The sequence below is a fragment of the Virgibacillus tibetensis genome, assembly GCF_036026595.1.
GTDB classification, from domain to species: domain Bacteria; phylum Bacillota; class Bacilli; order Bacillales; family Amphibacillaceae; genus Virgibacillus_P; species Virgibacillus_P tibetensis.
In genome coordinates this window covers 21,659-38,745 of record NZ_JARZFX010000017.1, presented here as the reverse complement: position 1 = coordinate 38,745, position 17,087 = coordinate 21,659, and the positions used below count along the sequence as shown (strand labels likewise).

Below are 17,087 nucleotides of genomic sequence, written 5' to 3'. Positions count from 1 at the left end.
CTTCCATATTGAGTTGGATGATGATATTAACCGAGAAGCAGGAACATCGGCTTCTAATTAGTATAGAAATCTCTTTAACTGTTAATAATGTTCATGTATTAAACTGCAAGAATGCTTTTACTTCATAGGTCTTTTTTAGTATAGTTATAGTATCTATAGCAGTAATGTGTTCAGCAGAGAGGGGTTAGATTTATGATGCAGGAAACAACGGTTTATAATGAAAAGGTAGCAAAAGTAATAACCAATATAAATAAAGTAATTATAGGGAAGGAGGATGTTGCCACATTAAGCTTAGTTGCTTTATTGGCACAAGGCCATGTCCTCTTGGAGGATGTTCCGGGTGTTGGGAAAACGATGCTGGTTCGAACCTTGGCAAAATCATTAGATTGTGATTTTAGAAGAATCCAATTTACTCCCGACTTATTGCCATCAGATGTAACAGGTATCTCCATTTATAACCCAAAAGAAATGGAATTTGAATTTCGTGGAGGACCCATTTTAGGGAATATTATACTAGCTGATGAAATTAATCGTACTTCTCCTAAGACACAGTCATCACTTCTAGAAGGAATGGAAGAGAAAAACGTAACTGTAGATGGCAATACAATTCCACTTAAACAGCCCTTTTTTGTTATGGCAACCCAAAATCCAATTGAATATGAAGGAACCTACCCGTTACCGGAGGCTCAGCTAGATCGATTTATTATAAAACTTAAGATGGGCTACCCGTCCTTTGCAAATGAGTTGGATTTATTGGAGCGTACTTCAAGAAATCACCCAATTGAAACAATAGAAGCAGTAATGTCAAGAAACGAACTAGTAGACATTCAAAATGAAGTGAAAGAAGTTTATATTGATAAAAATGTCCAGCACTACATTATAAATCTAGTAAGCAACACGAGATCCCATACGTCGATCTTTCTTGGAGTAAGTCCAAGGGGTTCAATTGCTTTAATGAAAGCTGCAAAAGCATACGCGTATATTTACGGCAGAGATTATGTGCTACCTGATGATGTAAAGTTCCTGGCGCCATTTGTGTTATCCCACCGGATTATTTTAACTTCTGAAGCTAAATATGAAGGTCTTACGAGTGAACAAATTATAGCATCTATTGTTAAAACTACCCATATCCCTATTCGGAAGGAATTTAGTTAATGAAGGGCACAGTACAATTTATAGGGAATTTTGTCTTTATTCTCTTTTTATTTCTACTCCTCTTTTCATTCGCAATGTTTCAGGGTGGTTTTACCAGTTGGTTTCTGTTTTTTAGTTTTTTGCCAATTTTTCTCTATCATATTTCCTTACTCCTTTACCCGATGAAGAATTGGAAGGTTACGAGAAAACTTTCTCATCACGTTATTCGTGCGGGCGATGGGATTACTGTTACCTTACAGGTACGGCGGTCTGTTCCCTTTCCGTTGTATTATTGCATATGTGAGGAAATATTCCCGACCACTTTAAAGAAGATTGATAACAGAAACGACAAATATCAGTACATGGACCGACCAAACAAGTTAAAGGTCGATCGAAGTATAAAAGAAATTGTATTCCCCTCCTTTCGCCGTGTGTTTGAGATTACGTACAAGATAGAACAAGTGCCAAGAGGAGAACACACGCTTCAAAAAGTCCGGATAAGAACTGGTGATGTATTTGGGTTTGTTAAAAAGGAACATGTTTTCAATATTTCTGACAAACTCGTAGCCTATCCAAAAGCACGTGCTATTCACATGACTGAACAACTCAGCAACTTCGAGCAGGGTTCCGCTGCTTCCTATACATTTAATTTAAAAAATACAAATGTCGCATCAGGAGTCAGAGAATATGCGCCCGGAGATAAATTTTCATGGATCGATTGGAAGCAAACGGCAAGGAAAAATGAGGTAATGACAAAAGAATTTGAACAGGAAAAAAGTACCGATATCTTATTGATCCTGGATAGCTGCTATTATGAGGGTATAAATTATTTAGCATTTGAAGCATCAGTAGAAGTAACTATTTCTCTAATTCGGGAAATCCGAAGGCAATCAACAAACGTTGGGCTGCTTTCCATTGGAGAAACTTCAATTCATTTCCCAGAGCAAAATGACTACCAGCAGCAGGATTGGATAAGGCAACATTTAACAAGAATACAGCCGAATGGAAGTCAGGTATTTTCCAACAAGTTAAAAGAGGAAGTAATGAAGCTTGAAAGCAGTAATATTGTAATGATAATAACGACTCGTATAACGAACTCATTTAAAGAGACCATTCAAAAAATGAAGCAGCGTACAAAGCGTGTGGTGGTTATCTATGTTCAATCTTCCAAATTAATATCTCAAACGGACTATCTCACAATGCAAAAACTTCAGTTTGAGGGTGTGAGTGTTCATTTACTTACGGAGAAACAGCTAATGAAAAACCCAATAGAGGTGAATATGATATGAATCGCTTAAATCATAATAGTTCATACCTGTACACTTCTATTTTGTATATTTGTGGTTTTTTTCTTTTCTTGGAATGGCTCTATCCTATTAAGGATATTACGGACACAAGTAGTCTAACTGTCTTCCTCATCTATACATTGTTTTGCTTTTTTATCTCGATGATGCAGATGAAATGGTGGCTTTCATTTTTACTAAAGGGGTTTGCTTTACTGTTTATTTTAAATGGTTTATTTCTTGAACCAGCCTTTATGACCAGTTTGTGGTTTGATCAACTTTTTATAGAGACCTCCTATAATATTCAAGCTCTATTTAGTCAGCAATGGTATAATCTAACGCCTTTATTTCGCAGTGTTTTATTTTTACTGCTGATCTGGTTAATGAGCTATTTACTACATTACTGGTTTGTTGTAATGAAACGTATATTTCTTTTTGTCTTACTTACGTTCATTTACCTGGCAGTTCTTGATACGTTTACTATTTACGACAGTGCTATTTCCATTATGAGAGCATTTATCATTTCCTTTATAGCACTGGGAATTGCTAATTTTATGAAAGAATTGGACAAAGAAACAATTCAATTTACCTGGATAAAGAAAACGCCAGTTTGGATCCTTCCGCTTGTTACAATTGTCTTATTTGCTTCTCTAGTCGGCTTTGCTGCACCTAAGTTCGAACCCCAATGGCCAGATCCGGTTCCGTTTATTACAAGTACCGCTGGAAATGCGGGAGGTTCAGGTATAGGAAATGTGCGTAAGGTTGGCTATGGAGAAGATGATTCCAGATTAGGTGGTTCATTCGTTCAGGATTATACACCTGTTTTTGAGGCAACAGTAGCAGCGGAACACTATTGGCGAATTGAAACAAAGGATGTTTATACAGGAAAGGGCTGGGAGGCATCTGCTAAGCCTGATTATCAGCTGCAATCCGATGGCTCTATTGCCTTAGAAACTTTTACAGATCGGGTAGAAACTAAAAGACTTGAAACCATGCTTAGGTTTAATGAAAATACTACAGCGATCGAAAAGCTGTTATATCCTTATGGAATTGATCAGGTGTATGCAGCTGGTGGAACCTACTTGCTGGACTACATTACGGAGGCAATTCAAACACAGGTTAATAATGAAGTGACAAGCATGGAAAGCTACACGCTCGCTTATGAGCATCCTTCCTTCCCGATTAATCAACTGAAAGAGGTAAATGGAGATGATCCGGAAGAAATAGTGGAGCAACATACACAGCTTCCATCAACTTTGCCGGACAGGATTGGTGAGTTATCGGAAGAGCTTACTGTTGCCTATGATAATCGTTATGATAAAGCACGTGCAATTGAACGATATTTCGGACAAAATGGATACGAATACGAGACAACAGATGTACCTGTTCCATCAGGAGATGAAGATTATGTCGATCAATTTTTATTCGATTCTAAAGTAGGTTATTGTGATAATTATTCTACATCCATGGTCGTTATGCTCCGGACACTTGATATACCGGCAAGGTGGGTAAAGGGCTTCACTAGTGGAGAGATGATTGCCCATGACATCGCTGGTGGAGAATCAGAAACCTCTTTTGATGTATATGAAGTAACAAATGCAAATGCCCATTCATGGGTTGAGGTTTATTTTCCAGAGATAGGCTGGGTACCTTTTGAACCAACACAGGGCTTCACCAACTTATCGGACTTTCATGTAGAGGAAGAGAACTCGGAGACGGCCACGTCAGAGGAACAGGATGATATATTAGAATCACCGCAGGACGTCGAAGGACCGGAACAGCCCGAGGAACTGTTAGAGGAAGAAGAAGCTGAAACTGTAATGGCTGGTACGGACACGGATTCATTTAATTTTAAATGGTGGTATGTACCTGCTGGGATTGCCCTTTTAGCATTGTTAGCATTCGTAGTCTATAAAATGAGACTTCGCTTGCAGACAGCAGCACTGGAAATGAAGCTAAAAAATAAACGGGATGCTAAAACATACCAGGAAGCGTATCATCATTTAATAAAAGTGTTAAGTCATTATGGGTTTAAGAAGGAACCGGATCAGACGTTACGAGAATTCTCTAAACGTATTGATGCTCGTTATGCAACAAATGAAATGGGTCAGCTAACAGCTCATTTCGAGCAGATATTATATAAGAACGAAGCAAGTGATAGGAAAACGCAGGAACTTACGCAATTATGGAAAGATTTAATTAAACGAATTATGGGTTGACCTGCCTGTGTAAGGTTAGTAGAATAAGAAGATATTAATAAAATTATAGTGATGCCGTTCGTATATCCTCGATAATATGGATCGAAAGTTTCTACCGGAGCACCGTAAATGCTCTGACTATGAAGGCGGAATATCTGGATGGTTATTTTTCTGACCTGGATTTCTGCCTTTTTGTAGCTTTTTATAGTTGCAAAAAGATGGAATTCAGGTTTTTTTTAATAGAAATAGTGAATTCTAAGGAGTAAGTTGTCAACAAGCATGGTGCAGTGCGTGAAACAATCGACCTAGCGCGTGAAACGATCGACACCCACATGAAATCGGGGACACTGCACTCAAATTTGTGCAAAAGTAGATAGGAGCGTAAACATGGAAAACAATGAAATGATTTTAGTATTAGACTTTGGTAGCCAATACAATCAATTAATCACACGCCGAATCAGAGAGCTTGGTGTTTATAGTGAGCTGCATTCACATAAATTAACCGCAGAAGCAATTAAGCGCATGAAGCCAAAAGGCATTATTTTATCAGGGGGCCCGCATAGCGTTTATGACGAAAATAGCTTCCGTTGTGATAAAGAAATTTTCGAATTGGGCATTCCAATCCTGGGTATTTGCTATGGTATGCAGCTGATGGCCTTACACTACGGAGGAAAAGTAGAGAAAGCAAAAAACCGGGAATATGGGAAAGCGCTGATTGACCTTATAGATGATCCGATTCTATTTAAAGATGCGCCTACTAACCAAACAGTATGGATGAGTCACGGGGATAAAGTTATGGATACACCAGTATCATTTCAAGTGGATGCAACAAGCCCATCAACACCAATTGCAGCAATGAGTAACCCGGACAAAAAGCTATACGGGGTACAATTTCATCCAGAAGTTCGTCACTCAGAGTACGGGAATCATTTATTAAAACAATTTGTGTTTGATGTATGTAACAGTGATGGGGAATGGACTATTGAAAACTTCATCGACATGGAAGTAGAGAAACTTCAAGAAAAAGTTGGAGATCGTAATGTTCTTTGTGCATTAAGTGGAGGCGTGGACTCTTCTGTAGTAGCCGCTCTAATTCACAAAGCAATCGGTGATCAGCTGACATGTATATTTGTAGATCATGGCTTACTTCGAAAGAATGAAGCGGATGATGTAATGAAAGTCTTTGCTGATGATTTCAACATGAACATCATAAAAGTAGATGCTAAGGATCGGTTCTTAACCAAGCTTGCAGGTGTCGATGATCCGGAACAGAAACGTAAAATCATCGGAAATGAATTTATATATGTATTTGACGATGAAGCAGCAAAACTGAAACATATGGATTTCCTTGCACAGGGTACACTTTACACCGACATTATTGAAAGTGGTACAGAAACAGCCCAGACTATAAAATCCCATCATAATGTTGGTGGATTACCGGAAAACATGCAGTTTGAGTTAATTGAACCATTGAATACGCTTTTCAAAGATGAAGTACGTGAGCTTGGTTCACAATTAGGACTACCTGAACATGTTGTTTGGCGTCAGCCATTCCCAGGGCCAGGACTGGCAATTCGTGTATTGGGTGAAGTAACAGAAGAGAAACTAACAATCGTTCGTGAATCTGATGCGATCCTGCGTGAGGAAATTGCGTCTGCTGGATTGGATCGTGATATTTGGCAGTATTTCACGGTACTTCCTAATATCAGAAGTGTTGGCGTAATGGGAGATGCCCGTACGTATGATTATACGATTGGTATTCGTGCAGTAACTTCCATTGATGGAATGACATCTGATTGGGCCCGGATTCCATGGGATGTTCTAGAAAAAATTTCAACGCGAATCGTCAATGATGTACAGCATATTAACCGCGTCGTGTATGATATTACAAGTAAGCCGCCTGCAACGATTGAGTGGGAATAATTCACTAAGAGCATTTGAAGTGAAAACGTTGATTTGACTGCATTTCGATGGTACGTAAAATGGATAAAACAATTAAAAATGAATTGGTTCTCCGCCAAAATTCCGCCAAAGGAAACGGAGAAAAATGAGGGATATTGTGTAAAAGCAATATCTCTTTTTTATAATCTCACTTATTTTGAAGTCATTATTTATCAGGGTTTTTTGTACATTAGTTATTTGAAAGTGAGATAAAGCATTAATAAATTTATCAGTGCACCTAAGCGACCTTTGAAGGCTATCTCCGCCAAAAGTGAGTTTTTTTAGTTGTGACTAAGATTTGGAATGGTAGAAGATGAAATATAACATTATTTATGCTGATTCACGACGGATATTGATAAAGGTGGAATGAGAAAAGTTTTTACTCCCACTCCGTTTTGATTGTACTGCATATAAGCAAATATACAGTACAATCAGGGAAATTGGGACAATATCAAAACATATAAAACCTATTAAATAAAATAAAAAGTGCAATCACAGTGCAATATCTGTACTTAATCAGATTTGTTTATATCTTAAAAAATACACTTCCAAAAATCCAATATTCACAGACTTAAGACGTTCACGAATGGGAGTCTTTTTTAATTGAATGCTATTGATCTATCAATGAAACAGATTTTTTGATTTCGAGCATTTAAGTATATGCAAAATTGGTTTTATCAAAATTTTAAAAACACTTTAGAATCAGTTTTCCGATGTTTTAATCAAATCTAACATTTCCTTAGTTTTCAAAATAACGGCTTATTTAATATTAATTTTTTTGGAAGTGAGAGCCTGTCCAATTAAATAAACTCCTCAACTTATGTTTGAGGAGCTTAATGTCATTACTATCTAACAAATGACATATCTGGTGAAAACTCAACTAGATGAAAAAAAGCGGACACTTATTGATATTTTTGGCCGTAATGCTGAGATTGTTTTCCTCGTTTTTAATATGAAGTTTATTTCTGCTTATATTGTAAGCAACTTATTCTTTACAATTTTAAACAAATCTGCAAGGATAATTATATGTTGAAAAATTATTTATAATGGTATAATATTTAAACTGATATGGTAAAGAGGTGTCGCAGTGAATATAGAATACTTCGGAAACGATAAATATAGAGTTTTGGCTTGTATGGCAGAACGCCAAATATCACTTAATGATAAAAATGTTGTCAAGTTGTCTCAACAGGAGATAGCTGATATATTAAAACTTAGCAAAGTCAAAGTCAATGCAATTATTGCGGAACTTAAAGATAATTGCTACATTACTCAAAATAGTCCTCGAGGTAAATATACTCTCACAGGAAAAGCTGTCAAAGCATTAGAAAAATTAAAAGCATAAAAAGGATGTTAAAAATTAGATGCAGTTATTGGATTTTATTAAGTTAACACAACTGAATACTTGTACTGAGGTAGAGCGTGCAAAGCTTCTTTGTTTCTATCATTATAAAGAAACAGGTGAGACTCTTTTTACAATGTCACTGATATCAAATCTGATGAAGCAATGCGGTTATAATGCTCCAAACTCCTCCCGGCTTAGAGATAAATTATTAAAGGGAAAAGATAAAGTTTTTCTATCAGAAAAAAGTTATAACAATAAATTTAGTTTTATCCCAACTAAGTTGCAGGAGTTGATGAAAAATCTAAACGGTGCATGGAGTGATACAGAAACCATTGAATCTTCTAGTGAGTTATTAGAAGAATCAAAGTTTTGTGGAAAAAGAAAGTATTTAGACAAGTTGATACAACAGATAAATCACTCATATGCTCATAATTGTTACGATGCTTGTGCAGTTCTTATGAGGAGACTTTTTGAAGTAGTACTTGTGCTTTCATATCAACACCTTAACATAGATGATGATATAAAAAATAATTCTGGTTCAGGATATATAATGTTAGATGGAATAGTTAAAAATGCGAAGAATAATAATACTTTAAAGTTATCTCGTATAAAGAATGAGTTTGATACATTTCGAAAAGTCGGAAATTTTTCTGCTCACAATATTACTTATACGGCAGGAAAAAAAGATATTGATGATATAAAGCTTAATTATCGTGTAATGCTCGAGGAATTATTTAATAAAGCTGGTTTACCAGTATAAGGAGTGACGAAGTGGAGAATCGTGTGAAATTTAAGATTGGTGAAATTGAATTTGAGGCAGAAGGGTCTGCTGAAACAATAGAACGCGAAAGGAATATCTTCTTGAACTCGTTACTTCCTGCTGCCGTTGACGCTATTGTACGTACTCGTGGAGACGTTCAAGCAACACCATATATTGAAGCAGTTAATCAACCTACTGCGCTTTTAGAACCTGAAAGTAAAGAGGAGCTACATAGCATTTCTCCTACTAAGGACTTATCACGGACAAGCTTAGTGTCATTCTTAAATAATTTCGGAAAATTGTCAGATCAAGATTTTGCATTGATTGCGGCTTATTATTATGAAAAGAAAGATGGAATAAAATCTTTTTCATCAGAAAATGTTAAGCAATATTACACTGATGCTAGGAGAACAAAATATTCTAATAACAGTGAATTACTGAAACAATTAGCGCAAAAAGGTTTTATAATGGATGATTCAAATGCAGAAAAGGCTATTCCAAAACAATATGTGTTAACTGATGAAGGTTTGCGATACGTTGAAAACTATCAACCAAAAGAAGATAGTGAAGAGAAACCAAAAACTACAAGTCAGAGGAAGAAACGTAATAAACAAACCTCTATATATTCATCTCTTAGTGCAGATGATTTAAATCTTAAAAATTATCCAGAAATAAAAAGGCAAAAAACATTCAAAGAACAAATGTTACTTACTCTTTATATTGTTACAATGGAAGGTAAGGGGGAAAATTTCTCGGTAGTAGATGTTCAATGCTTAATGACTGATATTTTAGGATTACCCTCTTCGTCTAACCAGATTAGTGATGTTTTTAGTAAAAATAGAAGTTGGTTTAAGTCAGAACAAGACCCTAGTAATAAAAAGGCATACAGTCGTAAGTTGTTACAAGGTGCAAAAGATTTTGCACAATCAATTATTGCAAAAACAGCAGAATAATTGTTCGCTTTCATTGTTATGAAAATTAAAAAAGTAAATGATATCTATGATTCGTAAAAAATGTCACAAAATCGGCTGATTTGTGATAAAGATAACCTACTTTAGGTTTGATTAATTCCATTTCATATAAAAAATGTAATAGAGGAACTAGACTTATAAATATAATAACTATGTTAAGCAAGTATTATGGTACTAACTGTAACTAAATTCTGCTTGTTTGTTCAGCGAAACAAGGTAAAAATCTATTTCCAATCAATAAGGCACTCATTTTTTGAGTGCTTTTTTGAAAAAAGATAAGAAAGTATATAATTTTACCCCTACCACGGTGTTATTCATTGTGGTAATTTTAATATATGGAGAAAAGTATTTTAAAGCAAATTTTCTTTGATAAAAATCAGCATTGGGAGTCAGGATATAACAGTGTTTTAGAGTCACCTGCAATCTTTGAGTGGGAGTAAGAGAGCTATTGACTTAAATAAGCAACTTAATACGAACAATATTAAAGGATTTAATAATATTGTTCGTATTTTATTGACATACTAGCCATTTGGGATTATTATAATAGTATATTTTAAATAGAATTGCGTATAATTTAGGGGATATGGCCCAAAGTTTCTACCAGACCGCCGTAAATGGTCTGACTACGCAGATAAAGTAATTCAGGTAATGGTAGCACGTTTGCTGTCTAGTAAATGGCTTCTCTTCTCTTCTCTTAATTACTTTTCCTGCATAGTTAAGGTAGCGCTTTTGGTCTAAGTGATCAAGGGCTCTTTTTTGTTTTAGAAGATAATTCAAAAAGTCCGGTAAATGAAGCATCGAATTTAGCTGGCGGCTCTTTTCACCAGTTTTGTTGCCTTTAATTCTCGCAGTTGATATAAACTGCGACATAATAGCAATGTTGATTTCCGCTACGGACCGCTGCTTTCCATGGGCACGGCCTCAGCCTCCTCAGAAGCAAAGAACGCTTCTTCCGGGGTCTTCGGACACGTGCTGTTCCCATAGGATAAGGAATGCTTCAGCGAAAATCCCTCGCACGAAGAAAATTGATTTTATTTTCGAGGAGTCTACGTATTCTGCCTACGCTGATGAAGGTTTTCTAATCTTCTATCTGTGGAAATGCAAGACGCCCTAAAAATACATCCGCATTTTCTTCGTGTGATGTAATACGGCCGAAGCTTTACTGCGGGTCTTCAGTTGATGCTTTCCACAGGGGTTGACTGTCCTACGTTCCAATCAACAATCACAAATAGCGCGTATTTATTCACTAAAACAATAGATAAATATTATAACAAGCAAAACACCAGCGTAGTGTATTTTCCGTAGTGGCAACTAACAATCTATTTCAGAGTTACGTCGTCTTTTATAGGTTTTGTGTCAAAATAACAGCTATTTTTAGTGGGGCGAGTAATCGCAAAAATGCTTCATTGAAATGCCGCTATGCTTTTGTACCGAGTAATCGCAGGTACAGGTACAGTCCCACTCTTTTAGGAAATATCCCTAGTAAAAACAAAGGAGAGAAAGTGATGAAAAAGTATTTTCGCTTTGAAGAATTAGGTACAAACTATAAAACAGAATTCATGGCTGGAATGACAACATTCCTAGCAATGGCATATATTCTTTTCGTTAATCCATCTGTATTGGGTGAGGCAGGAATGGATCAGGAAGCTGTATTTGCGGCAACAGCGATTGCGGCAGCTGTCGGTTCCTTATTAATGGGAGTTATTGCGAAGTACCCGGTCGTACTTGCACCAGGTATGGGATTGAACGCATTTTTTGCATTTACAGTTGTTATTGGTTATGGTATCCCTTGGGAAACAGCACTATCTGGTGTTTTAGCTTCTGGTGTTATTTTTATCATTTTGACGTTAACTGGGATTCGTGAAACAATTATTAATGCTATCCCAGCTAATTTAAAACTGGCTGTTGGAGCTGGTATCGGTCTGTTTATCGCATTTATTGGTTTTCAAAATGCTGGAATAATTGTTGGAAATGACGCAACACTTATAGCTCTTGGTGATTTAACATCGGCTACTGTATTGTTGGCTGTATTTGGTATTATTATCTCGGTAGTTTTACTGACAATAGGTATTAAAGGCGGTATTTTTTACGGAATGATTATTACTGCAGTAGTGGGGATAATTGTGGGGTTAATCGATCCGCCTCAAGGTCTTGGTGGAGTTGTAGGGGAAGTTCCAAGTATGGCACCTACCTTTGGTCAGGCATTCCTTCACTTTGGAGATATTTTCACCATGCAAATGCTTGTCGTTATTTTAACCTTCCTATTTGTTGATTTCTTTGACACAGCTGGAACTTTAGTGGCAGTGGCTACACAAGCAGGGCTGATGAAGGATAATAAATTACCACGTGCAAGAAAAGCATTATTCGCAGATTCTGCTGCAACTGTAGTTGGTGCAACAGTTGGTACATCAACAACAACATCTTACGTAGAGTCTACAGCGGGTGTTGGAGCAGGTGGGCGTTCTGGGTTTACGGCAGTAGTGGCAGCAGGGTTTTTCCTCCTGGCATTATTTTTCTCACCGTTATTAAGTGTAGTGACAGCTGAAGTAACTGCACCTGCATTAGTTATTGTAGGTGTACTGATGTCGTCCGCATTGAAAAACATTGACTGGGATCAATTCGAAATTGCTGTACCAGCATTTTTAACCATTGTCATGATGCCATTAACGTATAGTATTGCAACAGGTATTGCAATTGGATTTATTTTCTACCCAATTACAATGATTTTAAAAGGTCGAAGGAAAGAGATTCATCCGATCATGTACGGCATGTTTGTAATCTTTGTATTGTATTTTGTGTTTTTGAGTTAATTTATAGATTTAAAAAAGGCTGATGCATCTGCATCAGCCTTTTAAGATGGAGTTCTTTTATTTATTTTGATTTTCTATGAACAAATACTTCTTTTCCATATGGCAATATATGATAAATAGTCAGTAATATCGTTCCTACTAATGCAAGGCTTCCCATTCCGAAGTACAAGGTTGCTCCACCAGCTGTATCAATTAGCGCACCACCCGCGAGAGAGCCGATGATTCCTGATAATCCAAAAAATGTTGCGAAAAAAATAAGGTGACCAGTAGACTGCAGTAATTTTGGTATTAGCCGGGATACATAGTTAAATGCTGCTAAATAAAATACGCCAAATGTTAATCCATGCATGAATTGAAGGCCGATAATGTGCATCGGGTTATCCACCGCCGCGTATAGAAACCAACGGATGCTGTAAATGATTCCTGCGACAATAATAAACACTAATGGGTGGTATTTCTTAAACCAGAAGCCTGCAGTTGCAAATACAAGGGCCTCTGTTAAAACACCTACAAACCATGCCAACCCAACTAGTCCTTCACTACCACCAAGCTGTGTGATATATAATCCCATAAAGCTATCATTTGCCCGGTGGGTAATAGTAAGGAACATAATGAACAACAGAAAAATAACAAATGGTTTATTTTTAATAATTGCTGTAACATCACTCAGTTTAACTGGTTCTGATTCTACCTTTACATCAGTAAGCTTGAAGGTTACCAGCAGGGCGATAAATCCGAAGAATAAAAATGGAATAATCATATATTGAATCCCGACTCTGGTCAGCACTTCTCCTATAATTAAGGAAGAAGTTGCGAAACCGACAGAACCCCACATCCGTATTGCCCCAAAAGACACACCTAAGTCATCTGCCCGCCGTTGTGCCAGGCTATCCCCTAGGGCGCCAATAGGCGTAACAAAGAAATAAAAAATGGCACCCATAACAAGAATTGCAATTAATGTATCCATTTGGAAAAATATTACACTAAAGACTAGAAGTCCAATGATACAGATTTGAATCATAGTTTTTACGGTTTTATATTTATCACTCATATACCCCCAAAACGGCTGTGCAAATATAGAAGCGAGAGGACCGATGGCTAAAACCCAACCAATTTCCGTCCCGTTCAGACCTTTATATTTCAAGTATAATGGCAAGTAGCTTAGAATAATCGTGTTTGTTGCATGAAAGCTGAATAACAGCATTTTTAATGGTGTTAATGAATTACTTTTTGACAATTTGTTCGTCCCCTATCTAGGTGTCCTTAAGTTATATTAAATAACTATATCATTTTTCGAGTTGTTTGTATGGACTCGAGGTTAACTTAGGAAGCATTAATTGTAGTAGACAGAAGTTCCAGGGGCAATTAAACTTAAGAAAAGTATACTGATTATCTGAAGGGGGAGATTGAATATGAAACCAGTAATTGGACTTACTTCTTCAATGGAAGTCGATAGATCATATTACAAGGTAACTAATAATAATGTAAAAGCAATCAGCCAAGCAGGAGGAATGCCTATTGTCCTGCCCTATCTTCTAAAAGATGAAGATATCGAACAAATTGCGGTTCAAATTGACGGGTTATATGCTACTGGAGGGTATGATATTGATCCAACACTTTTCGGCGAAGAGCCGCATCCGAATCTTGGAACGATAATTCCCGAACGGGATACATTCGAGATTCTATTAATGAAAAAATTACTCGAAATGGGTAAACCGATTTTGGGTGTCTGTCGTGGCTGCCAAACGCTAAATATTGCTGCGGGTGGAGATATGTATCAGGATATTTATGCTCAAGTTGACGGACAATTGCTTCAACATAGGCAAAAGGCGCCGATTGATTACGGATCGCATTTTGTGAACGTTACACAGGGTTCTTTACTTCATCAGTTAACAGGATCAGAAAAGATCCGCGTAAATAGTTTGCATCATCAAGCAAACCGACGTGTCCCTAACTCTTTTCAAGTAGGAGGAAAAGCCAGTGATGGGGTAATTGAGGCTGTAGAGAGTAACGAGCATGCCTTTGTACTTGGTGTGCAATGGCATCCTGAAGGAATGGTTGGTTCAGGAGATGAAGCCTCGTTGAAGATTTATAAAGGGTTTATTGAAGCATGTAAAGAGAATAGAAAGAACTAAAGTAAACGTGCATATAAAAGCACACGGGTTTTCATAAGAGAAATCTCGTGTGTATTTTTATTGTGAACTTAAGTGTGAGTTGTAATATTTAGTAAATTCATATAAGGGAATATGGGTATTTATGTTAAAATAAATACAGAGTTTGTGAAAGATTACACTACTAACGGGGAGTTTAATGGAATAAGGATTGCTGAAATAATCAAACTTATTTATAAAAATTAAACCTAAAAACTTGGTGTGAGGAGATTTATCTGATCATAATAACGAAGTGTTCGAACAGAGATATTTCGCTGTTTAGATACCTGTCCTATTATCCATCATTTCATTTGATTCCTCCTGAAAATAAAGATTGTAGGTGACGTAACGTCATCTAATATAATTGAAATATAACAATGGATATTTAACCTTTTGAATAATCTGGAATTTTCTAAGTAATAATGTGGATTTTAATGTTAAAATAAAAATATATTATTAAGCTAACGAGCAGTAAATAGAATAAAATTAGTATCAAATAATGGAGGGGTGTCTGTGCAAACAAAACAAAGTGAAAAGGTAATCCGTTCAATTGAAAAATCATTCAGAAAACAAGTGCAAAAAGACAAAAAGGTAAAGAGTGCATTTTTACTTGTTCATTCAGAAAAGAAAGGTATCCATTTACATATCGCAGAAGGGTCAATGAATCCAAAACAGCCAGCATATATGGCAAGTGTAGGAAAAATATTCACGTCCGTTTTGATTAGTATTTTATACGAAAACGATCAAATATCATTCGAGGACGGTATAACCAAATATTTAGATCGAGAATTAGTCAAACACCTTCATGTTTATAAAGGTAAAGATTATACGAATGAAATTAAAATTAAACATCTACTAAATCAAACGTCTGGTTTGTATGATAATTTCCGTCCATTACTAGAAAAACTTCTGAATGATCCAAACTTTACTATAAGCCCAGAAGAGGCAATAACTTGGGCAAAAAAACAGCAAAAACCTCATTTTCCTCCAGGTAACGGCTTTAAATATACCGATACAAACTATCATCTTTTAGGGTTAATCATAGAAAAAATAACAGGTCTACCATTTCATGTAGCTATGAAACAACATATTTATCAGCCCCTTGGTATGGTGAATTCATCTGTGCTACACTATTCTAATCCATTAGACAAAGATACCCAACATTTAGCAGACTTTTATGTTAATAAAAACAATATAACAAATCACAAAGGATATGCAGGTCTCGACTATGCAGGCGGTGGAGTAGTATCTACTGGAGAAGATATGTTGAAGTTTATGAAAGCGTTAGTATCCTATCAATTGGTGAAAAAGGAAACGCTTGAGAAAATGATGAATGATAAAGCGAAGTATGGTGTAGGAATTGAATATGGTTATGGCATTATGCTGTTTAAAACAGTTCCACTACTCATGCCAAAAATATTTAATGTTTGGGGACATGCAGGTGCCACAGGAGCCTATTTGTTTTATCATCCTAAGATGGATACCTATTTAATTGGTACTTTTAATGACTTTTCTTATGAAAGAAAAGGTGTCAGATTTATGTTAATAAAAGTAATAAACCAATTGGCAAAAATTAAATGAAATAAATGCGATTTCTTATGCAACTAAAGGGTGCCGCTCGACAAGTTCTGTTATAAGTGCTGCTAGCATGAAAAACAGAAGGTAACTTATATTATTTATCTTAACTTTACAACCGAGAATGGGAATGATAGAACCATGTTTCTTGAAACCATTCCGTCAATACTCCTGATAAAACCATCAATAGCAAGCTCTAAATCAGGAATCTTATCTTTCATCGAACCGTGAATGAGTGTTTCTATATCAAAATCGGTATCTGTTGGATCTTCTAGTACCTTGTCAATGATCTTCATAGAACTTTTACCAAAGGTATCTGATACAACAGATGCAATCTGGATATTAGAAACGGTTAAACTGTTTTGAAATCGATTTTTCTCGCTGGATGTAAAATTAGTCAGTTAAACCGATAACGCATCAGATCATGCAACTGTCGAATAGATAGTGGAGGCATAAAGCTTCTAGCTACAAGATCATGTTTGAATAAATCAGCATTCCATTTAGCATCCTTCTTATCCGTCTTTTTACCGCGTATAGCTTTAACATATTTAGGATGCGCTAAAGTGATGTTGCAGGAATCCTCTAAAACATTAAACACGGAAATCCAGTATTTCCCGGTAGATTCCATACAAACATCTTTACAGTCATTTTCACAAAGCCATTGTGACAGCTCTCTTAGCCCTTTTGTGAAGGTAGAAAAGCGACGGCGTTTGTAAATAGTAACCCCTTTATTGTTCGTAGAAGCAATACACGCAACAACAAAGGTTTTGTGGACATCGATTCCACAACAAATGGGATAAACAATTTTAGACCCATAGGGAATAGCTCCTTTCTAAGATATATAGGGATAGCACAGCATTGACTGATTGCCCAACAATAAACGAGTAAGTGTGTTTTGTGCCTGAGCGAAGCGAAAGGAA

General features: G+C 36.4%; 13 protein-coding genes, 1 pseudogene and 2 riboswitches. Of the genes and pseudogenes, 10 read left to right on the top strand and 4 right to left on the bottom strand.

The window, feature by feature from the left end:
* The first annotated feature begins 192 nt into the window (after window positions 1-192).
* From QGM71_RS19195 to QGM71_RS19160, 8 genes are all read left to right on the top strand, one after another.
* Entirely contained in the window at window positions 193-1,155 is a 963-nt protein-coding gene (locus QGM71_RS19195; protein WP_327609182.1) for an AAA family ATPase, read from the top strand.
* Window positions 1,155-2,423: a DUF58 domain-containing protein gene (locus tag QGM71_RS19190; RefSeq protein ID WP_327609181.1), complete on the top strand. Its 1,269-nt coding sequence runs from the start codon at window positions 1,155-1,157 to the stop codon at window positions 2,421-2,423. The genes QGM71_RS19195 and QGM71_RS19190 overlap by 1 nt, the downstream gene beginning before the upstream one ends.
* The gene (locus QGM71_RS19185) at window positions 2,420-4,636 is read left to right on the top strand and encodes a transglutaminase TgpA family protein (protein WP_327609180.1); all 2,217 of its coding nucleotides are present in this window, start codon (window positions 2,420-2,422) and stop codon (window positions 4,634-4,636) included. Before QGM71_RS19190 ends, QGM71_RS19185 begins: the two co-directional genes overlap by 4 nt.
* A 38-nt stretch (window positions 4,637-4,674) precedes the next feature.
* Window positions 4,675-4,776: riboswitch (purine riboswitch) on the top strand.
* A gap of 226 nt (window positions 4,777-5,002) precedes the next feature.
* Entirely contained in the window at window positions 5,003-6,538 is a 1,536-nt protein-coding gene (guaA, locus tag QGM71_RS19180; protein ID WP_327609179.1) for a glutamine-hydrolyzing GMP synthase, read from the top strand.
* A 1,105-nt stretch (window positions 6,539-7,643) separates the two neighbouring features.
* Window positions 7,644-7,901, top strand: a complete 258-nt coding sequence (locus tag QGM71_RS19175) for a helix-turn-helix domain-containing protein (RefSeq protein ID WP_327609178.1) — start codon at window positions 7,644-7,646, stop codon at window positions 7,899-7,901.
* Between the two features lie 19 nt (window positions 7,902-7,920).
* Window positions 7,921-8,661, top strand: coding sequence for a hypothetical protein (locus tag QGM71_RS19170; protein ID WP_327609177.1), 741 nt, complete (start codon window positions 7,921-7,923; stop codon window positions 8,659-8,661).
* 11 nt (window positions 8,662-8,672) lie between these two features.
* Window positions 8,673-9,614 (top strand): hypothetical protein, encoded by a 942-nt coding sequence (locus QGM71_RS19165; protein WP_327609176.1) that lies wholly within the window; start codon window positions 8,673-8,675, stop codon window positions 9,612-9,614.
* 563 nt (window positions 9,615-10,177) lie between these two features.
* A riboswitch (purine riboswitch) is annotated at window positions 10,178-10,278 on the top strand.
* An 859-nt stretch (window positions 10,279-11,137) separates the two neighbouring features.
* Window positions 11,138-12,442, top strand: coding sequence for an NCS2 family permease (locus QGM71_RS19160; protein WP_327609175.1), 1,305 nt, complete (start codon window positions 11,138-11,140; stop codon window positions 12,440-12,442).
* 61 nt (window positions 12,443-12,503) lie between these two features.
* Here QGM71_RS19160 and QGM71_RS19155 read toward each other — a convergent pair whose 3' ends face one another.
* Window positions 12,504-13,679, bottom strand: a complete 1,176-nt coding sequence (locus tag QGM71_RS19155) for an MFS transporter (protein ID WP_327609174.1) — start codon at window positions 13,677-13,679, stop codon at window positions 12,504-12,506.
* 175 nt (window positions 13,680-13,854) lie between these two features.
* On the opposite strand from QGM71_RS19155, the gene QGM71_RS19150 reads away from it, so the two are divergent.
* Window positions 13,855-14,577, top strand: coding sequence for a gamma-glutamyl-gamma-aminobutyrate hydrolase family protein (locus QGM71_RS19150; protein WP_327609173.1), 723 nt, complete (start codon window positions 13,855-13,857; stop codon window positions 14,575-14,577).
* 227 nt (window positions 14,578-14,804) lie between these two features.
* On the opposite strand, the pseudogene QGM71_RS19145 reads toward QGM71_RS19150, so the two are convergent.
* Window positions 14,805-14,891 (bottom strand): annotated as a pseudogene (locus tag QGM71_RS19145) (MerR family DNA-binding transcriptional regulator); the annotation flags it as partial.
* A gap of 214 nt (window positions 14,892-15,105) precedes the next feature.
* On the opposite strand from QGM71_RS19145, the gene QGM71_RS19140 reads away from it, so the two are divergent.
* The gene (locus QGM71_RS19140) at window positions 15,106-16,173 is read left to right on the top strand and encodes a serine hydrolase domain-containing protein (RefSeq protein ID WP_327609172.1); all 1,068 of its coding nucleotides are present in this window, start codon (window positions 15,106-15,108) and stop codon (window positions 16,171-16,173) included.
* Window positions 16,174-16,268: 95 nt separating this feature from the next.
* On the opposite strand, the gene QGM71_RS19135 is transcribed toward QGM71_RS19140, so the two are convergent.
* Window positions 16,269-16,463 carry a hypothetical protein gene (locus QGM71_RS19135; RefSeq protein WP_327609171.1) on the bottom strand — a complete coding sequence of 65 codons (195 nt, stop codon included), beginning with the start codon at window positions 16,461-16,463 and terminating at the stop codon, window positions 16,269-16,271.
* Window positions 16,464-16,564: 101 nt separating this feature from the next.
* Entirely contained in the window at window positions 16,565-16,915 is a 351-nt protein-coding gene (locus tag QGM71_RS19130) for an IS110 family transposase (RefSeq protein WP_327609205.1), read from the bottom strand.
* Between the last annotated feature and the right edge of the window lie 172 nt (window positions 16,916-17,087).